Here is a 24,792-nt window from a genome sequence, read left to right as displayed (position 1 = left end):
TGTCAGCAGCTGGGGCTGTCCATGATGCGGATCTTGTCGACGGTGCCGATGGAGCGCAGGTCGCTGTTCAGGTCCCCCGGTCCCAGGCACAGCCGTGCCCCGTTGGTGAAGTGGAGCAGCGCCCCGTCGTCGTGGCGCGTGTTCCAGGCCCCGGTGGCGTTCCTGCTGGACGTCAGGGTCTGCCAGCCGGAGGTGATGTCCACGAAGGAACCGGTGCGCTCGTAGCCCTTGAAGAAGCACACGGCCGGGTAGACGCACGCCCACTCGTCGGCGTGGGCCGCGGGCGCGGCCACGGTGACCAGCCCGACGGTGGTGAGCATGGCGGTGGTTGCCAGGCTCAGCGATCGCTTGAGGTTCATCGTCTTTCGCCTTCTTTCGTTCTTGTCCGCGAGTCGGTGGGTGAGACGGCCGCCGTCAGCAGTGCGCGTGCGCGTAGAAGGCGTCGTTGAGCCGGACCCATGTCCGCGGGCCGGTGATCCCGTCCTTCGCCAACGTCGTTGAGTTCGCACTGGGCCTGTTTGACGGCGGGCAGTGGTCGCACACCGCTTCGGACCGGTCAGTGCACGACGAGCTTGTGCGGGTTGGGGTAGCTCGCCTGGAGGTCCCGCAGGGCGCGGATGTCGGACGGCTTGAGCTTGATGCACCCGTTGGACTTGTAGTCGCTGTTGCCGTCCCACCGGTACGGCTCGGAACTGCCGGCCCTGCCGTCGGGGAGCATCTCGCTGTGGATGAACAGGTCGGTCCGCCAGTGGCCGCTGTGGCACCGGTGGTCGCCGAGGTACCAGGAGATGCCGTTGACCCCGTGCGGGCCGCCGTTGTGGTGCGCGTCGTACTTCTTGATGGTGTAGTCGCCGTTGGGCAGCCAGCCGGCGTTGCTCGCGCAGGTGTTCTTGCTGCCGTTGCCCGAACCCGCTCGCCAGCTGCCCAGGGTGTGGATGTGGGGGTGGTCCGAGCTCGCCCCCTGCACGTAGACGAAGTACAGACGGGAGTTCTGCGGATCGGAGCCCTTCTTGAACTCCAGATAGGTGTAGTTGCCGCTCACGGCGGCCGTGACGGGCGCCGCCGGCTGGGCGTGCGCGGTGGACGCCATCAGACCGCCGCTCAGCGCCGCGGCCGCCGCGCACAGCAGCAGGCGGCTCTTTCCCTTGCTCATGGGTCTCCCCTTCGTGGTGGACGTCGTGCTGATCGCCCTCGGGCGGCCGTCGACCGGACCGGCTGCGGGGCGGTGATCCGATGATGGCGAGGAGACGCGAGGCGGCGACAGGACATCGGGGCAGCATGGGCAAAGACGGGTAGTCAGGTCCCTGACCAGCGGTTCTACGAGGACCGCTGACGCATTTCTGGGACGCGGCGCATCCCTTGATGGCCGAAAACCCGGCTCGCAAAGCCCGCACGGGATCGGCCCGGTACGGGAAGGTTGGGGGAGAGCACCGGACACGAGGGGGACAGCATGGGGCAGTGGAAGCCGTTACCCGAGGGAATGGAACCGGCGGCACGCCGACTGGTCGTCCGCCTGCGGGAGCTCAAGGACCAGATGAACCTGAGCACCACGGCTCTGGCGGCCAAGACCGCCTACAGCAGGTCGTCCTGGGAGCGCTACCTCAACGGCAGGACGCTGCCGCCGCGCCAGGCAGTCGAGGCCGTCAGCAGGGTCTCCGGCGCCGACCTCACCGCACTGCTCGCCCTGTGGGAACTGGCCGAGCACGCGCGCGTGCAGGGACGGCGGGAGGGCTCGGCGGGGGCCGCGCCCGACGCCGGCCCGCAGCACCGGGCGGCCGACCCCGCGGAAGGCCGGCCCCGCCCGCGTCACCGGCATCCGGCCATGGTGTCCGTCGCCGTCGCCGCGACCCTCGCCGTGCTGGCCCTGGCGGTATGGACGGCACTGCGCACCACCTCGGCACCCGCGTCGGCCGACCGCGCCCCGGGGACCCGCGTCGCCGTACGGCCGTCCGGCTTCCCCTGCCACTACACCCGCCGCAGCGGCCGTCTCTTCGCGGGCCACAGCACCTCCGAACCGCTCGTGCTCCTGAACGCCGGCGGTGAGCAGGTGGTCGAGGTGCAGTGCCTGCTGGCCGCCCACGGGCACTCCCCGGGCCGGATCGACGGGCTCTTCGGTGAGCACACGGAGTCGGCCGTCAAGGAACTCCAGCGGTCCGGCGGCGCCGCCGTCGACGGCAAGGTGGGTCCCCACACCTGGGCCCTGCTGCGGGCGTGAGCGACTCCGGCCGGCGTCCGCTCCCGCCGCCCCTCGACCCGGGGACCGCCTACCTGGCCCGGGTGCTGCGGCAGTTGAAGGACCGTTCCGGGCTCAGTCTGACCGCCCTGGCCGCCCGGACCCCGTACAGCAGGTCGTCCTGGGACCGCTTTCTGCGGGGGCAGAAGCTGCCCCCGCGGGAGGCCGTCGAGATGCTCGGGCGACTCGCCGGAGAGCCGGTCGAGAGACTCGTGGCGCTGTGGGAGCAGGCCGAGGAACAGTCCAGCGGGCGCGATGCCGAAGCCGCGGCCCGCACGGGAACGACGCGGAGCACCGGACGTCAGGCCGGCACCGAGCCGTCTGACGTCCCCGGCCCGGTGGTCCGTTCCGCGGTGGCCCGCCGCCACCGTCTCTGGGCGGTCGCGGCGGCGGTCGTGTGTGCCGCGTCGGCCTGGGCCTGTGTGCAGGTCTTCGGCCCGCGGGCGGGGCCCGCGTCGTCCGGCGGCACCGCCCCTTTCCCACCGGTCCCGCTGACCGTCGGCTGCCGGGGGGCCTCCTGCGAGGGCCGGGAGGCGGGTGGGATGGCGTGTGACGTGGACGCGGCGTCGTATGCCGAACTGAAGGCCGGCCTGACCCTCGTGGAACTCGTGATGAGCCGCAACTGCGCCGCCGCCTGGGCACGGATCTCCTACTCCTCCGTCGGCGACCGGGTGAAGGTGCAGGACAGTGCCGGGCCCGAGGAGACGGCCACCGTCGTCGACCGCGCGACAACCGACCGGTACGTCGTCACCCCGATGCTCCCGGCCGGCTCGTCCGCCCGGGTACGAGCCTGCTGGGAACCACGCTCGGGCGTCCGCCGCTGCACGGCGTGGGGCCGACTCGGCGGCGCCGGACGACCCCGACCGTGACAGGCGCCGCCAGGGCGCCGCGCCGCCGACCACTGACCGGTCGAAACCCGGTCAGCCGGGCGCACACAACCCACACCTCGCATACCCAACCGGCCCCTGAACCGACCGTTCCCGGTCGATTACAGTGCTCAGCGCTCGTATGTACGGACGGTGCCCGTGAGGAGGTCATGGTGAGTGCGACGTCGGGTGCCGTCTGGGGGCGTGTGGAACAGCAGGACTTCCGCAGCAGGGTGCGCGGCACCCTCCTCGGCGGCGCGGTGGGGGACGCGCTCGGCGGGCCCGTGGACGGGCTGACGCTGGAGGAGATCCGGGCGGCGTACGGGCCCGAGGGGATCGTCGATCTCGGGGCCGGGTACGGACGGCGCGGGACGGTCACGCATCACACGCAGCTCACCCTCTTCACCGTGGACGGGCTGATAAGGGCCCAGGTGAGAAGGGACACCGGCGCCTGGCATCCGCCGACCGACCTGCACCGGGCCTATCTGCGGTGGGCGGCCACGCAGCGCGACTGGGGGCCCGACGAGCGGCGGGAGGAGGACGGGTGGCTGGCCCGGGAGGAGTGGCTGTACGCCCGGCGGGATCCCACGCGGTCGTTGCTGCTCGGGCTGGGGGACGAGCGGATGGGGACGCTGGAGGAGCCCAAGAACCCGGAGGACATGGGCCCGGAGGCGGTCGCCAGGTCGGCGCCGTTCGGGCTGCTGGTGGGGTGGGAGCCGCAACTCGTCATACAGCTGGCCGTGGAGTGCTCGGCGCAGACGCACGGGCACCCCACCGCCTGTCTGTCGGCGGGCGCGTACGCGGTGATCGTGCACGCGCTGGCGCGGGGCGACTCGCTCGACGGGGCCGTCCAGCGGGCCCTCGCGCTGCTCGCCGTCCGGCCGGGGCACCAGCCCGTCTCGGACGCGCTGCAGCACGCGCTCGGCGCCGTACGGCAGGGGATGCCGTCCCCGGCGCGGGTCGAGGAGCTGGCCGGGGACGGGGCGGCCGACGGGATGCTCGCCGCCGCCGTGTACTGCGCGCTCGTCGGCGAGGACGTACGGCACGGGCTGTGCCTGGCCGTCAACCAGGCCGGGCCCTCCGCCGTCGCCGGTGCCCTCACCGGCGGCCTCCTCGGCGCCCTGCACGGTGAGACGGCCCTGCCGCCGTCCTGGGTGGCCGAGTTGGAGGGCCGCCCCACGATCCTCGAACTCGCCGACGACTTCGCGATGGAGATGACCCAGGGCCCCGCCCTGCACAGCCCGGTCGGAGCCGCCCCGGGATGGCTCGCCCGCTACCCCCGTTAGCCGTGGCCGCCCCCGGCAGACCCGCTCAGCCGGCGCGGCGGGGCTGGACGCCGTCGGGTTCGAAGTCGTAGACGACGTCGTTGATGCGCAGGCCGTCGACGGCCCCGTTCCACATGTAGTCGCGGCCCTTGCTCACCCCGGCGGTGTAGACGACCGGTGGTGCGCCGCCGTCGTTCAGCGCCGCCAGCAGGGTGCGGAAGCCGCACGGGTGGTCGGCGGTGCACTTGGCCGCGGCGCCCGCGCTGCCCGTGAGGTACCAGGTGCCGGTCCTGGTGGCGTCGAGGTAGGGGCTCCACTGGTCCACCACCGGGGCGGGCGGCGGGTTCCACACCAGCGAGGAGTAGGTGGTGGCGCGGGCCGCGGCGAGGTTCGGGTCGATCTCGAACCTGATGTTCGGCATGTTCCCGGGGCCGCCGTAGGAGATGTTCTCGCCGGTCTGGAAGACGTGGAAGCCGACCTGGCGCAGACTCAGCACCGGGATGCCGTAGAAGTCGGTCTCGTTGCCGAAGTGGACGGCCTCGCTGGGCGGGGTGAGGGAGGTGGCGCGGTCCGCCACCGAGATGCCGAGGCTGCCCCGGCCGTAGGGCGGTCGCGCGGCCGCCGCCGGCAGGCCGAACGAGCCGAACGGGCCGGCCCGCAGGTCGGCGACGGGCGAGCCGATCGTGTCCCGGGTGATGACACCCCAGTGGTCCGGGCTGCCCGGCTGCCCCGCCGCGTCGGCGGTGGCCGGAACCGGGACTGCGGAAACGACGATCGCGGCCACCGCCGTGACCGCGAGCGCCGTTCTCCTTCTCACCCCGAAGCGAGCCTTCACACCCACTCCTTCCGTGGTCCGTGCGAGGGCAGCCACGGTAGGGACCACCGGTACGCCGACCCGTCACGACGCACCAGTTATATGGGGTGATTAATCACGATGGTGGAGCGACGGTCGCCTCCCCGCCGGCCTGGGCCGGGACCGGTGTCGCCGTCGCGCCGTCGTCGTCCGTGTTGACGGTCTCGATGATCGCCAGGCGGTCCGGGGTGTCCTCCGGCTTCAGGTAGCCGATGAGGATGTACAGGACCAGGGAGACGGCCAGCGGGACCGACACCTGGTACTGGAGGGGGACCCCGCCGTCGACGTTCCAGTTGATCGGGTAGTTGACCAGCCAGAAGGCCAGCAGGCCCGCCGCCCAGCTGGTGAGCGCGGCCGTCGGGCCGGAGCGGCGGAACGGGCGGAGCAGACCCAGCATCATCGGGATCGCGATCGGGCCCATCAGGCCCGCCACCCACTTGATGACGATCGTGATGATGTCCTTGAAGGCGGGGGAGTTGACCTGGGTCGCCACCGTCATCGACAGGCCGAGGAAGACCACCGTGGTCACCCGGGCCGCGATCAGCCCCGTGCGTTGGCCCCATTCCCGGGCCCGCCGGGACAGCACCGGTGCCGCGTCCCGGGTGAACACCGCCGCGATGGCGTTGGCGTCGGAGGAGCACATGGCCATCGTGTGCGAGAAGAACCCGACGATGACCAGGCCCAACAGGCCGTGCGGCAGCAGCTGTTCGGTCATCAGGCCGTAGGAGTCGGAGCCGTCCGGCTTCTTGGCGTGCACCAGCAGCGGCGACATCCACATGGGGAAGAACAGCACCACCGGCCAGACCAGCCACAGCACGGCGGAGAGCCGGGCGCCGCGTTCGGCCTCCCGGGGGCTGCCGGTGGCCATGTAGCGCTGGGCCTGGTTGAGCATGCCGCCGTTGTACTCGAAGAGCTTGATGAAGAGGAAGGCGAGCAGGAAGACGGTCCCGTACGGCCCGACCAGTCCCTTGCCGTGGCCGTGCAGGGCGGGCTGGTTCCAGGCGTCGAAGAAGCCGATGTGCTTGTCGTTCAGCTTGAGGACGACCGCGACGAACATCGAGATCCCGGCCAGCAACTGGATGACGAACTGGCCGAGTTCGGTCAGCGCGTCCGCCCACAGGCCGCCGATCGTGCAGTAGACGGCGGTGATCGCGCCGGTGATGAGGATGCCCTGGTTCAGGGTGACGCCGGTGAAGACGGACAGCAGCGTCGCGATGGCCGCCCACTTCGCGGCCACGTCCACGATCTTCAGCAGCATCCCGGACCAGACGAGGGCCTGCTGGGTCTTCAGGTCGTAGCGGTTCTTCAGGTACTCGAGCGGGGACGCCACGTGCAGGCGGGAGCGGAGGCGGTTGACGCGCGGGGCGAAGAGCTTGGACCCGATCGCGATCCCGAGCGCGATCGGGAAGGACCAGGTGACGAAGGACGTCACGCCGTAGGTGTAGGCGATGCCCGCGTAGCCGGTGAACATCACCGCGCTGTAGCCCGACATGTGGTGCGAGATGCCGGACAGCCACCAGGGCATCTTCCCGCCGGCCGTGAAGAAGTCGCTGACGTCGTCCACCCGTTTGTGCGACCAGACGCCGATCGCGACCATCACGCCGAAGTAGCCGATGAGCACGGCCCAGTCGAGCCCGTTCATGCGCCCCCCTTCCAGGGTCCGCCTTGTGAACTCCGCTCAGCAGGCTGGCACTTCGCATAAGCGGAGCGGGGACGGGGAAGGCCGCGAAGTGCCCGCTCATCGTGGGTTCGTTTACGAGGGCACGACAAGCGGGCGTATGGTCAAGGGGGCGTAAAATCGTTCGGTTCGCTGACCTTGATTTACGTACATGAACGACCGGGATGGCCGGAAAAGGACCTCAGCGCATCAGCTCCCCCGCGTTGACCAGCAGCGACTGCCCCGTGATGGCCCGCGCCCGGTCCGACGCCAGGAACACCGCCGCGTCCGCCACGTCCCCGTCCGTCGCCAGCTCCGGCAGCGCCATCCGCTCGGTCAGCCGTCCCAGCACCTCGTCCTCGGGGACCCCCTCCGTATGCGCCGTGAACTGCACGTACGCCTGCACCGGAGGCCCCCACATCCAGCCCGGCAGCACCGTGTTGACCCGGATCCGGTACGGCCCCAGCTCCCGCGCCAGCGAGTACATCGCGCTGGTCAGTGCGCCCTTGGAGGCGGCGTACGCGGCCTGCCGCACCTGCGAGGGCGCGGCGACCGCCGACTGCGTCCCGACGAACACGACCGCCCCGCCCCGCTCCTTGAGCCCCGGCAGGCAGGCCCGGGTCATCCGCAGGGTGCCCAGCAGGTTCACGTCGACGACCGAGGCCCAGGTCGCGAAGTCCGCGTCCTCGACCCCGCCGAAGTAGGAGTCCCAGGCGGCCACGTGCACCACCGCGTCGATCCCGCCGAACCGCTCCCGCGCCAGCGCGGCCAGCGCCTCGCACTGCGCCTCGTCGGTGATGTCGGTGGCCCGGAACGCGGTCCTGGCGCCCTCCGGATCGATTCCGGCCGCGCTCTTCGCGAGGTTCGCCTCGGTCCGCGCACCCAGTACCGCGTTCCCGCCGTCCCGTACGACGGCCGCCGCGACCTGGTGCCCGAGCCCGGCGCCGACTCCCGAGACGACGACGGTCTTGCCCGCGAGCAGCGACATGGAAGCCTCCTGGACCCTGGCGCTTTATCTGACGGAGCGTCAGAGTATGGGCGACCACCGGAAAGGGGAACCGCATGAGCGACGACACCCGCAGTGACGTCTACGCCGAACTCGCCGCCGTCGGGCCGTACGGCGTCCGCCCCGGCCACGCCCTCATCACCATGGTGGAGCCGCACCCCGGGCACGAGTACGCCTACAACCGCTGGTACGAGGACGACCACTACTACGCGGGCGCCATGGCCATGCCCTGGATGTACGCCGGCCGCCGCTGGGTCGCCACCCGCGACCTCCAGCTCCTGCGCTACCCCGAGAAGTCGGCCGTCGCCCAGCCCGTCACCGCCGGCTGCTACCTCTCCACCTACTGGATCACCGACGGCCGCTACGCCGACCACATGAAGTGGACGGTCGGCATCAACAAACGGCTGAACCGGGACGCCCGGGTCTACCAGGACCGCACCCACGTGTTCACGGCGTTCCAGGACCACGAGGCGACCGTGTACCGCGACGGCGCCGCCGGACCGCGCGACTTCCACGCCCTCGACCACCCCTACGCCGGGCTGGTGCTGGAGGTCGTCGACAGCGAGACGCCCGAGCAGCGGGCGGAACTGGTGGAGTGGCTGCGCGGCCGGCACCTGCCGAAGCGGCTGGCGGGTTCGCCGAGCGCCATGGTGACCGTCTTCCGGCCGACCCCGCTGCCCGGCGACCGGATGACGTACGTGAAGCAGGTCGAGGGGGTGGACACCCGGCTGACCCTGCTGTGGTTCCTGGAGGCCGACCCCCGCGACGTGTGGGAGGAGCACTTCACGGCCCTGGACACCGAGGTGGCCGCCACGGAACTCGGCACCGTCCAGTTCGCCGCCCCGTTCATCCCGACGATCCCGGGCACGGACCGCTACGTGGACCAACTGCGCTCAGTGCAGTAGCCGGGGCTGCGGGGCATGCTCCCGGGCCGACCGTTCACCGCCGGGGCGGGTCGGCCGACGTTCCCGGGCCCGGGCGGCTGCGGGGCGTGTTCCCCTGGGTCGCCCCGCACCGGCCGGGGGCGGGTCCGCCGACAGCGCCCGGCATGGGCGGGTACGGGGACCGGCTGCGGTCGGCTCGGTGGCCGGGGCTGCGGGGCGTGTTCCCCGGGTCGGCCGGGCATCGCCGGGGCGGGTCGGCCGACGGGTTCCGGCACGGGCGGGTGCGGGGGTGGGGGCCCGTGGTGGTCGTGCCGGTGGTCGGGGCCGCGGTCACTTCAGTTCGTCGGGGCAGGGTGTGCCGCGGGGGAGCTGGTACGGCGCCGCCAGGCGGTACGTGCCCGCCTTCGGTGCCAGCAGCACCGTCCACTTGTCGCCCTTCGCGTCCTCGGGGGTCTCCGCGAGGCAGCCGTTGACGTTGACGTACGTCTTCGGCGTGCCCTCGGCCCGGTGCTTGGACGCCTCGGTCTCCTGCGGTGGCTTCAGGCTCTTGCCCTTGGCGTCGACGATGCTCAGCCAGGGCGAGTACGGGATCCGGATCAGGATCCGGCCGGCCTTGCGGACCTCGATCGTCAGTTCGCCCTGCTCGGCGCTGTCCACCACCGCGTTGGGCTCGGCCAGCGGGACCGGGTCGGTCACCTTGAACAGCTGCCAGTTCGCGTCGCCCCAGATCTGCTTCAGGTACGGCATCCCGCGCCGCACCAGCGCACGCTCCCGCTCGCCGCCGTCACCGTCCGGTTCCCCCTTCGGCAGGACCACGAAGTGCACGGCCCACCGCTGGAGCCACTCGTGGTAGTTCGCGGAGTTGAGGGTGTCGTCGTAGAAGAGCGGGTTGCGCTCCATGTCGGCCTGCCGGTTCCAGCCGCGGGCCAGGTTGACGTACGGCGCGAGCGCGGACGCCTCCCGGTGGGAGCGGGCCGGGACCACCTCGACGCGGCCCTTCTCGGCGCCGACCTGCTGGAGCTGGTGGACCAGCGGGGCGAGCTCACGGGCCCAGGACGCGGCCGGGGTGGTGTGGATGATGTCGTCGACCGACTTGAAGCCGATCCAGCCCACGAAGCCGAGGAAGGCGAGGACGGTGACGTAGTACTTGCGCGAGCGCGGGACCGTGTACGGGAGGGCGGCGATCAGGGTGGCGCCGGCGAACAGCATCGGCAGCCGCGAGATGTTCGAGCCGATCTGCGAACTGACCAGCCACACCAGCACCACCCCGAGGCTGTACACGGCCGCCGTCAGCCGGACCGTCCGCCACTCCTTGGGAACGAGGAACAGGCACAGCAGACCGTAGGAGAGGGGCAGGATCACCGAGCCGATGGTCATGGGCTGGGTGCCGGAGAACGGGAACAGCCACGCGGACACCGCCACCACGGCCGCGGGCGCCAGACCCAGCGCCCAGGCACCCGGCCGCCGCTTCTGCAGGAACAGCGCGACCGCGACCAGGCCGACGAAGAGCCCGGCGACCGGCGACGACATGGTGGCGAGCGCGGCCAGCGGCGCCGCGACCAGCGCCTTCGCCCACCGTTTGAGGCGCCAGCGGTACGGCCAGCAGAACACCGCGCCCACCGCGCCCAGCGCGAACACCGTGCCCAGACCGAAGGTGACCCGCCCGGAGATCGCGTTGCAGATCAGCGCGAAGACCCCGGCGGACGCCGCCCACAGCGGGTTGCGCACCGCCCGGCTGCGGATCAGCAGCAGGGTCAGCAGACCGGCCGAGGCCGTGCCCGCGATCATCATCGTGGTACGGACGCCCAGCACCGACATCAGGTACGGCGACACCACGCTGTACGACACCGGGTGCATGCCGCCGTACCAGGCGAGGTTGTACGCCGAGTCCGGGTGCCGCCCGACGAACTCGGCCCACGCGTCCTGCGCCGCCAGGTCCCCGCCGCTGTTCGCGAACGTGAAGAACCAGATGACGTGCAGGATCCCGGCGATGACGGTCATCGAGAGCACCGGATGGCTCAGCAGCCGCCGGCGCAGGGGTTCGGCGGCGCGCAGCAACCGCGCGGTGCGGCTGTTACTCTCCGTACCGCCCGGGTCGGCTGTGACGCCCGGGTCCGCCGGGGTCCGGGCTATTCGCCGGCCGGACACCGGACCCGGATCGGCGTTGTCGGCGCGTGTCGGCTCCGCTGTGGCCACCTGAAGGCACTCCCCGTGTCCCGTCTTCTGTTCTCGGCCGCGTTCCACGGTGTTGGCGGCCGCTTCCCGTCCAGTTCGCGGCCGCGTCACGGCGTCCGGCGACCTGCCCCGATTCGCGACGCTAGCACGCACCCCGCCGTGGGGCCCTGGGGTGGGCCGCCATCAGCGGGGTGCGGTGACGGAATGCCGGTTATGGGTCAGCCGAGGCGGGTCAGCTTGGCGGCGAACCCGGGCTCCGCGAGATCCTTCTCCAGGGCCACCGGAACCTGGACGGCGGAACCGGAGCCGTCACCCACGGTGAGGGTGCCGACCTTGGTGCCCGCCTTCGCGGTGTGCGGGACGTCGTCGGCGGCGAACGTCAGCTTCACCTTCAGCCCGGACCAGCCGACGGCGGTGACGTCCTTGGTCGCCACCACCGGGGTACGGCCGCCGAGACGGTCGTCCACGTAACCGACGACATCGCCCTTCTTGTAGATCGTCGCCGACTTGAGGGCGCCCTGGGCGGCCCGGATCAGCCGGTCGCCGGCGTTCAGGGCGGCCTTGAGGATGCTGTTGTCGTTGCTGGCGTTGGCCGGCTGCCGTATGACCGCGCCGATGACCGTGCGGGTCTCGCCGTTCACGTCCTTCTTCGCGGCGAAGACCAGGTTGCCGAGGGCGGAGGTGGTGGTGCCGGTCTTGATGCCGACCACGTTGTTCTGGCCGACCAGCTGGTTCCAGTTGCCGTGGTTGACGCCCTTGTAGTCGTTGTACGACATCATCGCGGCGACCTCGCGGAACACCGGCTCGCTCGCCATCGCCGCCTTCGCCAGCTTCACCTGGTCCACGGCGGTGGACACCGTGGAGTTCGTGAGGCCCGACGGGTCCGTGTACGTCGTGTTGGTCATGCCGAGCTTCTTCGCCGTGGCGTTCATCTTCGACACGAACGACTTCTCCGAGCCGGCGTCCCAGCGGGCGAGCAGCCGGGCGACGTTGTTCGCCGAGGCGATCAGGATGGACTCCAGGGCCTCGCGCTGGGTGATCGAGTCGCCCGCCGTCACGTCGACGGTGGACTCCTGACCGGCGTTCGCCTGGTCCTGGGCGGCCTGGTCGATCTTGATCTTCGGACCCGCCGCGCCGCTCTTCAGGGGGTGGTCGCGCAGGATGATGTACGCGGTCATCACCTTGGCGACGCTCGCGATCGGCACCGGCTTCTGATCACCGGAGGAGCCGAAGGTGCCGATGCCCTGCACGTCGAGCGCGGCCTGTCCGTCGGCCGGCCAGGGGATGTCCACCTTGCTGCCGTCGAAGGTGTACGTGTCCTTCGCGGTGAGGTCGAGGGTGGGCTGGGGGAGCGGGCGCAGGGTCTGTACGACCGCAAAGACGATCAGCAGGACGATGACCAGGGGCGTCCAGATCTTGACCCGGCGCAGGGCGGTCCTGACCGGGGTCTCCGGCGGCCGGGGCGTGTTGGTCAGCTCGGCGAGCAGGTCCAGCGGGGGCTTCGGGGGGAGCGGCTGCTGGGTGGTGCGCTCGGGGCCGACCTGGGGGATGACCGAGGTACGGGTGGTGGACGCGGTCTCGGGTCCGCCCTCCGGGCCGCTGTCCGGCTTGGCCTCCGGCTTGGCACCCGGCTTGGCCGACGGGGTCGAACCCGGCTTTATGTCCGACTTGAGGGCGACGAACTTGCTGGTGCGCTCGGCCTCGGCCTCGGGGGTCTTGGGCTTGGGGGCGCCGCCCAGCTTGAGCATCGTGGTGGGCTGGTCGACCTGCTGGGCGCGCGGGGCCTTGAGCGTGGTGGTCGGCTGATCCACCACCTTCTTCCCCGGCCCCCGGCCATCGTTGTCAGCACCGCCGCCGTCGGCCCCGGCACCGACTCCCGCGTCTTCCTCGGACTCGGCTTCTTCGGCCGCGGCGTCGGTCTTGGGCCGGTCCTCGGGCTCGGCGTCTTCGGGTTCGGCGTCGGTCTTGGCCTGGTCCTCGGGCTCGGCGTCGGCGGGCGTGGTGCTCGGCTTGCCTTCGGCTTCGGGGGTCGTGTCCTCCGGGGTGGCCGACGGAGTCGTCGTGGCCGGCGTGGCCTTGGCGGCTTCGGTGGCTGCCTTCGGCCGGGCTTCGGGCTCGCGGGCCGGGCGGGCGTCCTCGGGCTCGGTCGCGGCCACCGGCTTGGCGTCCTCGGGCTCGGCGTCGGCCGTGAACTCGCCCTCGGCGTCGGCCTCTTCGGGCTCGGCGTCGGCGGGCGTGGTGCCCTGCTTGCCTTCGGCTTCGGGGGTCGGGTTCTCCGGGGTGGCCGGCGTGGCCTTGGCAGCTTCGGTGGCTGCCTCCGGCCGGGCTTCGGGCTTGGGGGCCGGGCGGGCGTCCTCGGGCTCGGTCGCGGCCACCGGCTTGGCGTCCTCGGGCTCGGCGTCGGCCGTGAACTCGCCCTCGGCGTCCGCCCCTTCGGGCTCGGCGTCCGCCGGTACGCCGCTCTCGGGCTTGGCGTCCTCGGGATCCGCCTCCGGCTCGGCCGCGCCCTTCGGGGTGGCCGTCGCCTCAGGCTTCGCGTCGGGGGTGTCGGTGGCGTCCTCCGGGGCCCCGAGGGCCTCCGGGGCCTCCCGGCCCTCCTGGGGGCGCTCAGCGCCCTCCGCGGCCTCCGCGCCCTCCTTGGCCGCCTCCGGCCCTTCCGACCCCTCCGGGTCCTCGTCGGGGGTACGCACCCACGTCGCCACCGCCTCGCGGAGCTCCGTGTCGTCGTCCCCGGCCGCCTTCGGGTCCCGTACCGAGAAGACCCGGGTGGCGGTGTCCACACCGCCGGCCGTCTCCTTCGCGGCGGCCACAGCCAGCCGCGGATCGCGTGCTTCGGGAACCGAACCCGCGCTCCCCGACGTCGGTTCTGCCGACGACTCGCGCTGCTTCGACCTGTCGGGGGACTCGCCCGCCACCGATGCCTCCTCCACGCTTCGCACGTCTCCGTGCGCTGTCCGAACCATGTACCAGTGTCCTGTGTGCGGGCTTAACCCCTGGCGTAGACGAGAACGACATACCTACCGGTTCCCTCACGAACCGGTCACGCACCCTCGACAGACCAATGTGAGAGGGGTCACCCTGTCATTCATCCACGCGGGGAGGCATGGATGGGCAGGAGCCGCAGAACACTTCCGGAGGAGCTTCTGCTGCTGGCACTGGACCCGGCCACGGGTACCACTGCGCAGCCGCAGTCGCTCGACCTCGGTCTGGCCGGAGCACAGCTAGTGGAGCTGGCGCTGGCCGGACGGATAGCCCCAGACGGGGATCGTATCGCCGTGGTGCAGCCACGGCCGACTGGAGATCCGACTTTGGACTGCGCGTTGGAGTTGCTGCGAAGGCGTGGCGCTCCCGTGCGGGCTGTGCACTGGATCGGCGGACCCCGCCTGGGGCTCCGTCAGGTCTACCTCTCGCATCTCGAACGGTGCGGCATGGTCGCCGCCGTGGCGGGCCAGATGTGCGGGGTGCTGCCGACCACTCGCTACCAGGCGACGGACAACGCCGTCACCCGGGAGATCCGTGGCCGGCTGGACTCGGCGATCCGCACCGGCGTACCGCCGGACCCGCGGACCGCGGCGCTCGCCGCCCTGGCCCACGCGGTCGGCCTCGGCAAGCACCTGTACCCGGGCAACGAGGGGCGGTCCTCTCGTTCCAGGCTGCGGGACCTGATCCGGCACGACCCGATGGGTGGGCTCGTGGCCCACGCCGTCATGGACGTGCAGAACGGCGCGGGCGCCCAGCCACGCCGCAACCAGGCGCCGGCTCCGGCCGGTCCGGGCCCCAGGTCCGGTGCGCCGGAACCCGCACGCGGTGTTCCGATGCAGCCGCGCCGAGGCGCGATGGCCCGCGCCGTGGTGCACTGAGCGACCGGCACCGGCTCGGCACCAACTCAGCACCAAATCAGCACCCTTGAGACCCGGTTCGGGAGCCGCTGGTCCGAGCGGGGCGGCGAGGCACACGCGGCAGTGCGTGCCCCGCCGTCCCGCTCGGCCGTCTCCGGTGCCCCGGTCCGGGGCTTCCGGAACGTGCCCGAACTGACGCGTACGCGCTGCATATCCGGTGTTTCCCAGCGGTAGGAAGCACCTTGGTGGCAGTCTGCTCAACAGCAGATACGCAAAGTGGTAGTTACAGGCAGGCAGCCGGAGGTGCACGTCCCGTGGCGTCCAATGTCAATCCCACCGTCAGGCGGCGCCGGCTGGGCCAGGAGCTGCGCAGGCTCCGTGAGCTCAAGGGCATGACGGCGGAGGAAGTCGCCGAGCGGCTGCTCGTCTCCCAGTCGAAGATCAGCCGGCTGGAGAACGGGCGCCGGAGCATCAGCCAGCGTGACGTCCGCGACCTGTGCGGGGTCTACGAGGTCGAGGACCAGCGGGTCGTCGAGTCCCTGATGGAGATGGCCAGGGATTCGCGGCAGCAGGGATGGTGGCACGCGTTCGGCGACATCCCGTACAGCGTCTACATCGGCCTGGAGACGGACGCCGAGTCGCTGCGGGTGTACGAACCCCAGTTGGTCACGGGCCTGTTGCAGACCAGGGCGTACGCCGAGGCGCTGGTGCAGGGCGCGTTGCCGGAGACCTCGGCCGCCGACATCGAGAAGCGGGTCCAGGTCCGGATGCGGCGACAGGAACGTATCACCGCGGAGAGCAACCCCCTTCGACTCTGGGTGGTCCTCGACGAGGCCGCGCTGCGCCGCCTGGTCGGCAACAGGCTGGTGATGCGCGAGCAGCTGGAGTACCTCATCGAGATGTCCCAGCAGCCGCACATCACCGTCCAGGTGCTGCCCTTCGAGTGCGGCGCCCATCCCGGCGTCACCGGCCAGTACGCGATCCTGGAGTTCGCCGACACGGCCGACTCCAGCGTCGTCTACCTGGAGGGCGTCACCAGCGACCTGTACCTGGAGAAGGCCCACGACGTGCAGAAGTACGCCGTGATGTACGAGCACCTGCGCGCCCAGTCGCTGAACGTCGAGCAGTCCCGGCAGTTCATCGCCGACGCGGCCAAGGAGTACGCCCGTTGAGCCCCCTTGGGCTGTGAGCGCCGGATAGTACACGGAGGACACGCTCCAGCGGAAGTCTCCAATGGAATATGCCATCCGGTCGAGTGAACGGGTACTCCAGGTGGGGAAGTTGCCTAGTAGCGTCGATCACGCCAACCGGTCAGAAAGGTTGGCGTGATTCGCACTACAGCAAGCACCACTGCAACTCGCTACAGGAGTGGACATGGCACTGCTTCAGGGCGCCACGGAGACGTGGACGAAGTCCTCCTATTCCGCAGGGAACGGGGCGTGCGTCGAGGTCAAGTCGCCGACGACCGCAGGACTCGCCGTTCGCGACTCCAAGGTCGAGGAGGGCCCGGTCCTCGCGTTCCCGGCCACCGCTTGGAACACCTTCGTGGCCTCGGTCAAGGGCTGAGGGGGCATTCCCTGACCTACCGCTCACGCATCCGGCTACGACAACTGCACAAGCGTCACCCACAGAGCCCTCTCGACTAGCCCGCCGTCCTTGCCGAGGGGGCTCGGCTTGTGCCCGTGAGCCGTCACCTGTGAGCCGTCAGTCGTCCGAACGGCGGACCGGGAAGGCGACGTCGCACACCGGGTCCTCCGGCCCCGCGGCGTCCCAGTCCGCGAAGTAGACCTCCCGGCACGGGCCGTCGTACGACAGCCCTTCCTGCCCGGCGATCCACCGCTCCACCGCCTCGAAGGCCGCCATGATCTGCGGGTTGGCCACCTGCGCCTTACGGATCCGGGTGTACGCCAGCGTGCGCGCCGGTTCGACGTGCACCTGCGTCTCCCAGGGCCGCCCGTGCCGCTCCGCCCACGTCCGGGCCGCCGCCTCGTCCGCCACCGGGACACAGGCCTGGGCCGGGCCGTCGCTCTCCAGGGACACCTCCGCGTGGTACACGACGAACGGCGCCCCGGTCACACCCCCGCACTCGCGTGCCGCCGCCTCAAGGCGCCCCAGCGAGGCGCCGATCCAGGCCGGCAGCTCGTCCGCCAGCGTGTGCCGCGTCTCGGTGATCACCACCTGCGCGGGCACCTCCACCGTCTCCACCGCGAACGACTCACCCATCTCCGAACTCCTCCCGGAAAGCTGTCCTCGGAGGTATGCGGCAAGGGTCCGCTGCCCGGCGAACCGCTGCTCCACGTCCGCCCAGTAGGCGGCCAGCAGCCCGGCAGCCGTGTCCCCGTCCGGCGCCGCCACCACCTCGGCGATCCCGGCCAGCGGCATGTCCAGCCTGCGCAGCAGCGCCACCAGCCGGGCGCGCTCCACCTGGCCGGCGCGGTAGTAGCGGTAGCCGGTCGCCCCGTCGACGTGCGCCGGGGCCAGCAGGCCGAGGCGGTCGTACAGCCGCAGGGCCTTCGCCGAGAGCCGGGACCGGGCTGCGAACACGCCGATCGGAAGCAGTTCCTCGTCCTCCATGCCCACATCCTCCGACACCGGACGGTTTCCCTCCCGCCCGACGACCAGGAGACTCCCCCCTGCCCCAGGGTCAAGGTCAACCCACCCCCAGAGCCGGGCGATCCCCCCGAGCCCGATGCCAGCACACCCCTCCGCACCCGAAGGCGGCGGACCACCTCTGCCGGGCGGGACGGCAACCTCCGTCGGGAGGTGCCGCGGCCCTGCGGCCGGGAGGTGCCGCGGCCCTCCGGCCGGGAGGCGGCACGGCCCTCCGCGCCGGGAGGTGGTGCGGCCGTCCGGCCGGGAGGCGGTGGGGTCACCTCTGCAGGGAGGCGACGCCGCAACCCCTGCCGTGAGGTAGCGCGGCCACCCGCGCGGGGAGGTGGTGCGGACTTCCGTGCGGGGAGGTGGTGGGGCCTTCTGTGCGGGGAGGCGGTGGGGTCACCTCTGCCGGGCGGGACGGCAACCTCCGTCGGGAGGTGCCGCGGCCCTGCGGCCGGGAGGTGCCGCGGCCCTCCGGCCGGGAGGCGGCACGGCCCTCCGCGCCGGGAGGTGGTGCGGCCGTCCGGCTGGGAGGCGGTGGGGTCACCTCTGCCGGGAGGCGACGCCGCAACCCCTGTCGTGAGGTAGCGCGGCCACCCGCGCCGGGAGGTGGTGCGGACTTCCGCGCGGGGAGGTGGTGGGGCCTTCCGTGCGGGGAGGCGGTGGGGTCACCTCTGCCGGGCGGGACGGCAACCTCCGTCGGGAGGTGCCGCGGCCCTCCGGCCGGGAGGTGGTGCGGTCACCCGCGCCGGGAGGCGGCGCGGGCGCCTCTGTAGCGAGGCGGGGTGGGGGCGGGTCAGCCGATGGCTCGTTCCACCGCTGCCACCACCTCCGCCGACCCCGGCTCGGTCTGCGGCGAGAACCGGGCGACGACCTGACCGTCGCGGCCGATCAGGAACTTCTCGAAGTTCCAGCGGATGTCACCGGTGTGGCCCTCGCCGTCGGCGAACCCGACCAGGCGGTCGTAGAGCGGATGCCGGCCCTCCCCGTTCACCTCGACCTTCTCGGTCATCGGGAAGGTCACCCCGTACGTCGCCGAGCAGAACTCGGCGATCTCCTCGGCGCTGCCGGGCTCCTGGCCCAGGAACTGGTTGCAGGGCACCCCGAGCACGGTGAACCCCTGCCCCGCGTACTGCTCCTGGAGCTTCTCCAGGCCGCTGTACTGCGGGGTCAGACCGCACTTGGAGGCCACGTTGACAATGAGCACGGCCTGGCCGGCATAGCGGCTCAGGTCGGCGGAGCCGCCCTGCAGCGCCCCGATCTCGACGTCGAGCACGGACCCGTTGTTCTCAGTAGTCGTCATGAGCGGATGCTAACTCCGTCAGACGACCCCCCAGGGTTCCCGGCCCCCTCCCGGCCTCGACCAGCACGTCCCCCGCCGCCGTCCGCGAGTACAGCACCGACCGCCCGGCCCGCCGCCGCTCCACCAGCCCCGCGTCGAGCAGCACCCTCAAGTGCCGGCCGACCGAACCCAGCCCCTGCCCGGTCACCGCGGTCAGCTGGGTCGTGCTCATCGGCGCGTCCAGCAGCACCAGCACCCCGGCACGGGCGGCCCCCAGCAGCGCGGTCAGGGCCGCCGGGACCTGCTGCGCGGTGGGGTCGGCGAGGGCACCGGCGCAGGAGTAGACCAGGGCGTAACGGTCCGGCTCCTCCCAGGACACCCACCCGGACTTCGGCGTGACCGGGACGAGCAGGAGATCCGCGCCGGAGATCGCGCGCGGCGGATACTCGTGCAGATTGACCTGGAGCCGGTTGGAGCCCAGCCAGCGGGTCCGGCCCGGCCGCAGCGAGTCCAGCACCTCGGCCCAGCCGCCCCGGCTGACCTGCGTGGTCCTGGCCACCACATCCGCCTCCAGGATCCGCCGCCGACGGTCCCAGTCGGGCCGTACGGCCGTCTCCCACACCCACGTCAGCAGCTCCGCGGCCCGGCCGGGCAGGTCGTCGCGGTCCAGGGCGGCGGGAAGGGGTCCGCCGAGGGAGACCCGCAGGTGTGCGCGGGCGGCGTCCGCGGGGGCCGCCCCCACCCGCGCGATACCCGCCTCCGCGCTCTCCCCGTCCCGCGGTGTGGGGGTGAGGAAGTCGGCGATCCACTCCCGTCCGAGCCCGGCCCGGACGAGCAGCGCGGTGACGGGGTCGGCGGCGAGCCGCGCCCGGTACGCGGGCAGGTACGCGTCCAGCCAGCGCCGCTCGCCGGGGTGCGCGGGCGCGCGGACGTGCAGCAGCCTGAGGCTCGCGAAGGTCTCGGCGAGCGGCGACAGCACGAACCGGCTCCGGGCGAGCGTGTCCGCGTTCAGCTCCCACCAGCCCATGGCGGCCTCTCCCCGTGTCGGAGCCGCTCCCGGCCGCCCCCCGCGGGAGCCGAGAACCTTTCGCGCTCACGCGAAACAATAACGCCCGCCGCACCCTCCCCCGAGACTCCCGACCATGCCCACCGCACCCACCGGCTACCGGTCCCTTTTCCGCACCGCCGAGTTCACCCCTCTCTTCCTCGGCTCCGCCGCCCACAACGCCGGCGGCACCGTCGGAGGCCTCGCCCTCGGCACGCTCGTCTACCGCAGCACCGGCTCCCCGCTGCTCTCCGCCCTCAGCATGTTCGGCCCCTCGCTCGCCCAGGTGCTGGGCGCGACCTTCCTGCTCTCCGGCGCCGACCGGCTGCCGCCCCGTACCACCCTCGCGGCGATCTCCCTCACCTTCGCCGTCGCCACCGCGGCCATGGCGCTGCCCGGTCTCCCGCCCGCCGTGCTGCTCACCGGCGTCCTGCTGCTCGGCCTGGTCGCCGCGCTGGGCGGCGGGGTCCGCTGGGGGCTGCTGACCGAGATCCTCACCAAGGACGGCTACCTGCCCGGGCGTTCGCTGTTCAACATGATGAGCGGGCTGGTACAGGTCGCCGGGTACGCCACCGGCGGCGCCCTGCTCGCCACCGTCTCCCCGCGCACCTGCCTGCTGCTCGCCGCCGCCCTCTACCTGACGGCCGCCGTCGTGGTCCGCCTCGGCCTGAGCACCCGCCCGCCCCGTGCCGCGGGCCGCCCCTCCGTCGCCGCGACCTGGCGCACCAACGCCCTGCTGTGGTCGTCCCGTCCACGCCGGCTCACCTACCTGGGCCTGTGGCTGCCCAACGGCCTGGTGGTCGGCTGCGAGTCGCTGTACGTGTCGTACGCCCCGAAGTCGGCCGGGACCCTCTTCGCCTGCGCGGCCCTCGGCATGCTGGCCGGTGACCTGGCCGTCGGCCGGCTGCTCCCGCCTGCCGTCCGCACCCGTCTCGCGACGCCGCTCCTGCTGCTCCTGGCCACGCCCTACCTGGTCTTCTTCCTGCACCCGGCGCCGGCGCTCGCCGCGGGCTGCGCCGCCGTCGCCTCCGTCGGCTTCGGCGCGAGCCTGGTGCAGCAGGAGCGGCTGATGAAACTGACGCCGGACGAACTCAGCGGCCACGCCCTCGGGTTGCACTCGGCGGGCATGCTGACCATGCAGGGCGTGGCCGCCACGCTGGCGGGCTCGGTGGCTCAACTCACCTCGCCCGCCGACGCGATGACACTGGTGGCGGGCGTCTCGCTCGCCGTGACGCTGCTGCTGGCTACGGCCGCTCGGCAGCACCGGACTGCTCCGGTGCCGGCTCCCTCGGGGCCGTGATCTCCGGAGCTGTGGTCTCCGGAGCCGTGGTCTCCGAGGCCGTGATCTCCGAGGCCGTGATCTCCGCGGCCGGGGCGAACCTGTCGGCGACGCCGGCGATCTGCTCGATCCCCGCCTTGAGCGCGGCCCGCCCGTCCTCCGCACCCCGCCCGTCCGCCGCGTGCCGCCCGTGCGGGTCGTCCGGCGCGGCCTGCTCACGGTCGTTCTTCTCGACCTCCTGGTCCAGCCGCTTGGTCGCCCGGTCGAAGTAGCGCAGCAGCTCCACCGGGAAGGGCATCACCAGCGTGGAGTTCTTCTCGGCGGCGACCTCGACGACGGTCTGCAGCAGCCGCAGCTGCATCGCCTCAGGGGTGTCGGACATGATCCGGGAGGCGTTGGCGAGCTGCTGCGCGGCCTGGAACTCACCGTCCGCCGTGATGACCCGGGCCCGCCGCTCCCGCTCCGCCTCGGCCTGCCGGGACATGGACCGCTTCAGCGACTCCGGCAGCTGGACGTCCTTGATCTCGACGCGGTCGATGTGGACGCCCCACGCCGCGGCCGGGCTGTCGATCATCAGGGCCAGCCCCTCGTGCAGCCGTTCCCGGTCGGTCAGCAGGTCGTCCAGGTCGCTCTTGCCGATGATGGAACGCAGCGAGGACTGGGCGACCTGGCCGACGGCGAAGACGTAGTCCTGCACCTCGATGGCCGCGCGCACCGGGTCGGTCACCCGGAAGTAGACGACGGCGTCCACCTTCACCGACACGTTGTCCTTGGTGATGCCCTCCTGCGTGGGCACCGGCATGGTGACGACCTGGACGTTCATCTTGCGCATCCGGTCGGCGAAGGGAATGAGGAAGGTGACGCCCGGCTGCCGGTACCCCGGCAGCGCCTTGCCCCACCGGAACACGACCCCGCGCTCGACCTGGTTGACCACGCGCATCCCGCTGCGCAGCACGAGCAGGACCGCCGCGACCACCAGTACGACCCCTACAACGGCGCCGTCCATGGGCACACTCCATTCTCGACGTGATCCGGACAAAAATCCGGCCAACAGGAACGACACCGGCCGGGCCCGCCCGGATGCGGCCCCGGGCGTCAGGAGTGTGCAAAGAAAGCGGCTCGGACCCGCGGTGGTGCCGTCCGACGGGCCCGAGGCGGGGCGGCCGGAGCTGACCCCGGCCCAGCTCGCCGACGCCCCTGATCACCTACGGCCCCGACAGCGGCCTGCGTCCTCATCTGCGCGCCGCGTTCGACTCGGCGGGCGTGCCCTTCCAGCCGGCCTACGCCACCAACCACGGCCCTGCGGATCGAACTGGTCGCGGCGGGCGTGGCATCGCGCCGGCGACGGCGCGGACCTGGTCGTCGTCGCCGACCCCCGGGTCACCACAGTCCCCCTGGCCCCCCGGGTCCCCACACCTCGGCCCCCCTGCGAGCCTTGCTCTCGACGACGACCACGGAAGGGACGTGAGCGGACGTGAGGGACGTGACCGACCTGATGGAGACGGAGAGGCTGCTGTTGCGGAGGTTCGGGCCGCAGGACGCGCCGGCGCTGGCGGCGTACCGGTCGGATCCGGACGTGAGCCGGTACCAGTCCTGGGCCGCGCCGGTGCCGTCGGCGGAGGCCGAACGGCTCGTGGCCCGGTTCTCGGCGGGAGATCCCCGGGCCCCGGGTTGGTTCCAGTACGCCGTCCAACTGCGGGACGCCCCCGGGCTGATGGGCGACGTCGGGGTGCGCCGCGGCGAGGACGGGCGCCAGGCCGAACTGGGCTTCACGTTCGACCCGGCGTTCCAGGGACGCGGGTACGCCACCGAGGCGGTGACCCGGGTGGTCGAGTTCCTGCTCCTGGAGGAGGGACTGCACCGCGTCTCGGCCACCTGCGACGCACGCAACGTCCGCTCGGCGAACCTCCTGGAGCGCGTCGGCTTCCGCCGTGAGGGCCACCTTCTCCAGAGCACCTGGATGAAGGGGGAGTGGACCGACGACCTCCTCTACGGCCTGCTCGCCTCGGAATACCGAACCAAGCCGCCCGCCCGCCACCACTGACAGCGACGACCGACCCCCGCGCCGCGCGGCACCCGCCCCAGACCGCGACGGCCCGGCCCGGCAGCCCGCGGCGCCCGGCTCCTCTGACCGCGAGGCCCGGATCCCGCACCCCGCGGCGCCCGCTCCTCTGACAGCGGCGGGGCCAGGGCCCGTGCCGCGCGGCGCCCGCTCCTCTGACAGCGACGGCCAGCCCCCGCACCCCGCGGCGCCCGCTCCTCTGACAGCGACGGTCGACCCCCGCGCCGCGCGGCGCCCGCTCCTCTAGTCGACGTCCACCGGGCCGTCGTCCGACTTCTTCCCCTTGCCACCGGGCAGTTGCAGCGCGCCGCTGCCCCTGCCGTCCTCGGACCGGTGGCCGTCGGAGTCCTGGCCGCCCAGGTTCTGCCGCACCGAGTCGAGGATCGTCAGGCCCTGGGAGACGAGACCGGCGGCGATCTCGCCGAGCCCGTCCGCGCCGTTGAGGACGTTGACGTTGGCGCCGGCGAGACCGCCTGCGGCCTCCTTGACGATCTGCGGAAGCTGGTCGATCAGCATCCGGTCGAGGGCGACCCGGTCGTACGACGCCGCGGCCTCCGCCTGGATCTTCATCCGCTGCGCCTCGGCCGCCGCGAGGATCCTCACCCGCTCGGCCTCGGCCTCGGCGGGCTTCACCACCTCGGCGACCAGCTGCTGCTGGCGCAGCTTGGCCTGCCGCTGGGCCAGCTCGGTCTGGGCGGCGAGCACCTCCTGCTGGGCGTGCGCCTGCGCCAGCGGCCCGGCCTGCCCGGCCTGCGCCTGGGCGCGGTCCACCTCGGCCGAGTACTCGGCCTTGACGATCGCGGTCTGGCGGGCGTACTCGGCCTGCTTACGGGCCGCCGCCTGCTCCGCCTCGACCGCGGCCTGGGTGGCCTGCGCCTGGGCGATCTGCGCCTGCCGCTGGATGGCGGCCTTGTGCGGCGCGGACATGGCGTCGATGTAGCCGGTGTCACCGTCGTCGATGGACTGGATCTGCAGGGAGTCGACGATCAGACCGATCTTCGCCATCTCCGTCTTCGAGGTGTCCAGCACCTCCGCGGCGAGCTTCTGCCGTTCGGTGACGATCTCCTCGACGGTCATCGAGCCGATGATGGCCCGCAGGTGGCCGGCGAAGATGCGGCCGGTCAGCACCGACATCTGCTCCTGGTCGGACAGGAAGCGCTGGCCCGCGTTGATGATGCTCTCGTGGTCGTTGCCGACCTTGAAGGCGATGACCGCGCGGACGTGCAGCGCGATGCCCTGCCTGGTCACACAGGTCTCGGTGACCTCGGACTCGCACATGGACAGAGTCAGGAACCGGACCTTCCTGAAGACCGGCAGCACGAACTTCCCGTGCCCCGTGACCACTCGGAACGGCGCGCCCCCCAGTCCCCGCCTGCCCCCCGAGATCAACATCGCCTCGTCGGGAGCGGGAACGCGGTATCCGAACATTCCTGTTACTCCTCAGCCTGCCTCGGCGGTGTCCCCGCCGAGCGCGTCCAATGGATCCACCCACTCGATGACGCCGACCTCTCGGCATCCCCGTGATTCGATCACGAGCACGGTCGCACCCACGGGCAGGGGCTCCTCCGACCAGGCGAGGAACGTCTCCGAACCGCCCCGGACCCGTACCAGGACTTCACCGGGGCCACCGGAACCACGCGTTCCGATGAGGACCTTCCCCATGCAGCCGATCACGGCCTCATCCTGCGGCATCAGCGACCGTCCTCCTCGCCCTGGCCTCGTGATTCCGACGATAGACCCAGCGACGCCCC

General features: G+C 72.0%; 22 protein-coding genes. 9 read left to right on the top strand and 13 right to left on the bottom strand.

The features are described 5' to 3' along the window. Positions 1–2: 2 nt before the first annotated feature. Both AB0G52_RS09895 and AB0G52_RS09890 read right to left on the bottom strand, forming a co-directional pair. The gene (locus AB0G52_RS09895; protein WP_132891567.1) at positions 3–359 is read right to left on the bottom strand and encodes a hypothetical protein; all 357 of its coding nucleotides are present in this window, start codon (positions 357–359) and stop codon (positions 3–5) included. Between the two features lie 197 nt (positions 360–556). Then, positions 557–1,153, bottom strand: coding sequence for a L,D-transpeptidase family protein (locus AB0G52_RS09890; protein WP_132891566.1), 597 nt, complete (start codon positions 1,151–1,153; stop codon positions 557–559). Between the two features lie 297 nt (positions 1,154–1,450). On the opposite strand from AB0G52_RS09890, the gene AB0G52_RS09885 reads away from it, so the two are divergent. The 3 genes from AB0G52_RS09885 to AB0G52_RS09875 all read left to right on the top strand — a co-directional run bounded on the left by AB0G52_RS09885 (position 1,451) and on the right by AB0G52_RS09875 (position 4,385). Continuing rightward, positions 1,451–2,215, top strand: coding sequence for a peptidoglycan-binding protein (locus tag AB0G52_RS09885; RefSeq protein ID WP_361335436.1), 765 nt, complete (start codon positions 1,451–1,453; stop codon positions 2,213–2,215). After that, positions 2,212–3,102, top strand: coding sequence for a DUF2690 domain-containing protein (locus AB0G52_RS09880; RefSeq protein ID WP_361335433.1), 891 nt, complete (start codon positions 2,212–2,214; stop codon positions 3,100–3,102). The genes AB0G52_RS09885 and AB0G52_RS09880 overlap by 4 nt, the downstream gene beginning before the upstream one ends. 170 nt (positions 3,103–3,272) lie before the next feature. After that, positions 3,273–4,385: an ADP-ribosylglycohydrolase family protein gene (locus tag AB0G52_RS09875; RefSeq protein ID WP_361335801.1), complete on the top strand. Its 1,113-nt coding sequence runs from the start codon at positions 3,273–3,275 to the stop codon at positions 4,383–4,385. Between the two features lie 25 nt (positions 4,386–4,410). Here AB0G52_RS09875 and AB0G52_RS09870 read toward each other — a convergent pair whose 3' ends face one another. From AB0G52_RS09870 to AB0G52_RS09860, 3 genes are all read right to left on the bottom strand, one after another. Further along, positions 4,411–5,199 (bottom strand): hypothetical protein, encoded by a 789-nt coding sequence (locus tag AB0G52_RS09870; RefSeq protein ID WP_361335430.1) that lies wholly within the window; start codon positions 5,197–5,199, stop codon positions 4,411–4,413. Between the two features lie 94 nt (positions 5,200–5,293). Beyond that, positions 5,294–6,859: a sodium:solute symporter family protein gene (locus AB0G52_RS09865; RefSeq protein ID WP_132891563.1), complete on the bottom strand. Its 1,566-nt coding sequence runs from the start codon at positions 6,857–6,859 to the stop codon at positions 5,294–5,296. 217 nt (positions 6,860–7,076) lie between these two features. Then, positions 7,077–7,862 carry an SDR family oxidoreductase gene (locus AB0G52_RS09860; RefSeq protein WP_132891562.1) on the bottom strand — a complete coding sequence of 262 codons (786 nt, stop codon included), beginning with the start codon at positions 7,860–7,862 and terminating at the stop codon, positions 7,077–7,079. A 74-nt stretch (positions 7,863–7,936) separates the two neighbouring features. Between AB0G52_RS09860 and AB0G52_RS09855 the strand changes: the two genes are divergently transcribed. Beyond that, positions 7,937–8,785, top strand: coding sequence for a hypothetical protein (locus AB0G52_RS09855; RefSeq protein ID WP_361335425.1), 849 nt, complete (start codon positions 7,937–7,939; stop codon positions 8,783–8,785). 309 nt (positions 8,786–9,094) lie between these two features. On the opposite strand, the gene AB0G52_RS09850 is transcribed toward AB0G52_RS09855, so the two are convergent. Further along, positions 9,095–10,960, bottom strand: a complete 1,866-nt coding sequence (locus AB0G52_RS09850) for an MFS transporter (protein WP_207921853.1) — start codon at positions 10,958–10,960, stop codon at positions 9,095–9,097. Positions 10,961–11,157: 197 nt separating this feature from the next. Beyond that, positions 11,158–13,854 (bottom strand): D-alanyl-D-alanine carboxypeptidase, encoded by a 2,697-nt coding sequence (locus AB0G52_RS09845; RefSeq protein ID WP_361335798.1) that lies wholly within the window; start codon positions 13,852–13,854, stop codon positions 11,158–11,160. Positions 13,855–14,046: 192 nt separating this feature from the next. Here AB0G52_RS09845 and AB0G52_RS09840 point away from each other — a divergent pair, with 192 nt between their 5' ends. The 3 genes from AB0G52_RS09840 (at position 14,047) to AB0G52_RS09830 (ending at position 16,344) form a co-directional block, all read left to right on the top strand. Next, positions 14,047–14,799, top strand: a complete 753-nt coding sequence (locus AB0G52_RS09840) for a GPP34 family phosphoprotein (protein ID WP_361335422.1) — start codon at positions 14,047–14,049, stop codon at positions 14,797–14,799. Between the two features lie 293 nt (positions 14,800–15,092). Then, the gene (locus tag AB0G52_RS09835) at positions 15,093–15,950 is read left to right on the top strand and encodes a Scr1 family TA system antitoxin-like transcriptional regulator (RefSeq protein WP_132891558.1); all 858 of its coding nucleotides are present in this window, start codon (positions 15,093–15,095) and stop codon (positions 15,948–15,950) included. Positions 15,951–16,152: 202 nt separating this feature from the next. Next, positions 16,153–16,344: a DUF397 domain-containing protein gene (locus AB0G52_RS09830; RefSeq protein ID WP_132891557.1), complete on the top strand. Its 192-nt coding sequence runs from the start codon at positions 16,153–16,155 to the stop codon at positions 16,342–16,344. A gap of 138 nt (positions 16,345–16,482) precedes the next feature. On the opposite strand, the gene AB0G52_RS09825 is transcribed toward AB0G52_RS09830, so the two are convergent. From AB0G52_RS09825 to AB0G52_RS09815, 3 genes are all read right to left on the bottom strand, one after another. Further along, on the bottom strand, positions 16,483–17,352 hold the full coding sequence (locus AB0G52_RS09825) for a MerR family transcriptional regulator (protein WP_361335795.1): 870 nt from the start codon (positions 17,350–17,352) through the stop codon (positions 16,483–16,485). A gap of 817 nt (positions 17,353–18,169) precedes the next feature. Continuing rightward, entirely contained in the window at positions 18,170–18,676 is a 507-nt protein-coding gene (locus tag AB0G52_RS09820) for a glutathione peroxidase (protein WP_361335418.1), read from the bottom strand. Further along, a complete protein-coding gene (locus AB0G52_RS09815; RefSeq protein ID WP_361335415.1) occupies positions 18,663–19,682 on the bottom strand; it encodes a winged helix-turn-helix domain-containing protein in 1,020 nt (339 codons plus the stop codon). Before AB0G52_RS09815 ends, AB0G52_RS09820 begins: the two co-directional genes overlap by 14 nt. A 115-nt stretch (positions 19,683–19,797) precedes the next feature. Between AB0G52_RS09815 and AB0G52_RS09810 the strand changes: the two genes are divergently transcribed. Further along, the gene (locus AB0G52_RS09810) at positions 19,798–21,000 is read left to right on the top strand and encodes an MFS transporter (RefSeq protein ID WP_361335412.1); all 1,203 of its coding nucleotides are present in this window, start codon (positions 19,798–19,800) and stop codon (positions 20,998–21,000) included. On the opposite strand, the gene AB0G52_RS09805 is transcribed toward AB0G52_RS09810, so the two are convergent. After that, positions 20,945–21,985 carry a slipin family protein gene (locus AB0G52_RS09805; RefSeq protein WP_361335409.1) on the bottom strand — a complete coding sequence of 347 codons (1,041 nt, stop codon included), beginning with the start codon at positions 21,983–21,985 and terminating at the stop codon, positions 20,945–20,947. The two genes, AB0G52_RS09810 and AB0G52_RS09805, sit on opposite strands and share 56 nt — an antisense overlap. A gap of 468 nt (positions 21,986–22,453) precedes the next feature. Here AB0G52_RS09805 and AB0G52_RS09800 point away from each other — a divergent pair, with 468 nt between their 5' ends. Next, on the top strand, positions 22,454–23,023 hold the full coding sequence (locus AB0G52_RS09800) for a GNAT family protein (protein WP_361335406.1): 570 nt from the start codon (positions 22,454–22,456) through the stop codon (positions 23,021–23,023). Between the two features lie 261 nt (positions 23,024–23,284). Here AB0G52_RS09800 and AB0G52_RS09795 read toward each other — a convergent pair whose 3' ends face one another. Continuing rightward, a complete protein-coding gene (locus AB0G52_RS09795; RefSeq protein ID WP_132891551.1) occupies positions 23,285–24,469 on the bottom strand; it encodes a flotillin family protein in 1,185 nt (394 codons plus the stop codon). A 12-nt stretch (positions 24,470–24,481) separates the two neighbouring features. Next, complete coding sequence (locus AB0G52_RS09790) at positions 24,482–24,733, bottom strand: hypothetical protein (protein ID WP_132891550.1); 252 nt, start codon at positions 24,731–24,733, stop codon at positions 24,482–24,484. Positions 24,734–24,792 lie beyond the last annotated feature (59 nt).

Origin of the sequence: Streptomyces sp. NPDC021562 (assembly GCF_040640875.1) — a bacterium.
Lineage (GTDB): Bacteria > Actinomycetota > Actinomycetes > Streptomycetales > Streptomycetaceae > Streptomyces.
Note: the sequence above shows the minus strand (reverse complement) of the source record. Positions and strands in the feature narration are given on the sequence as shown.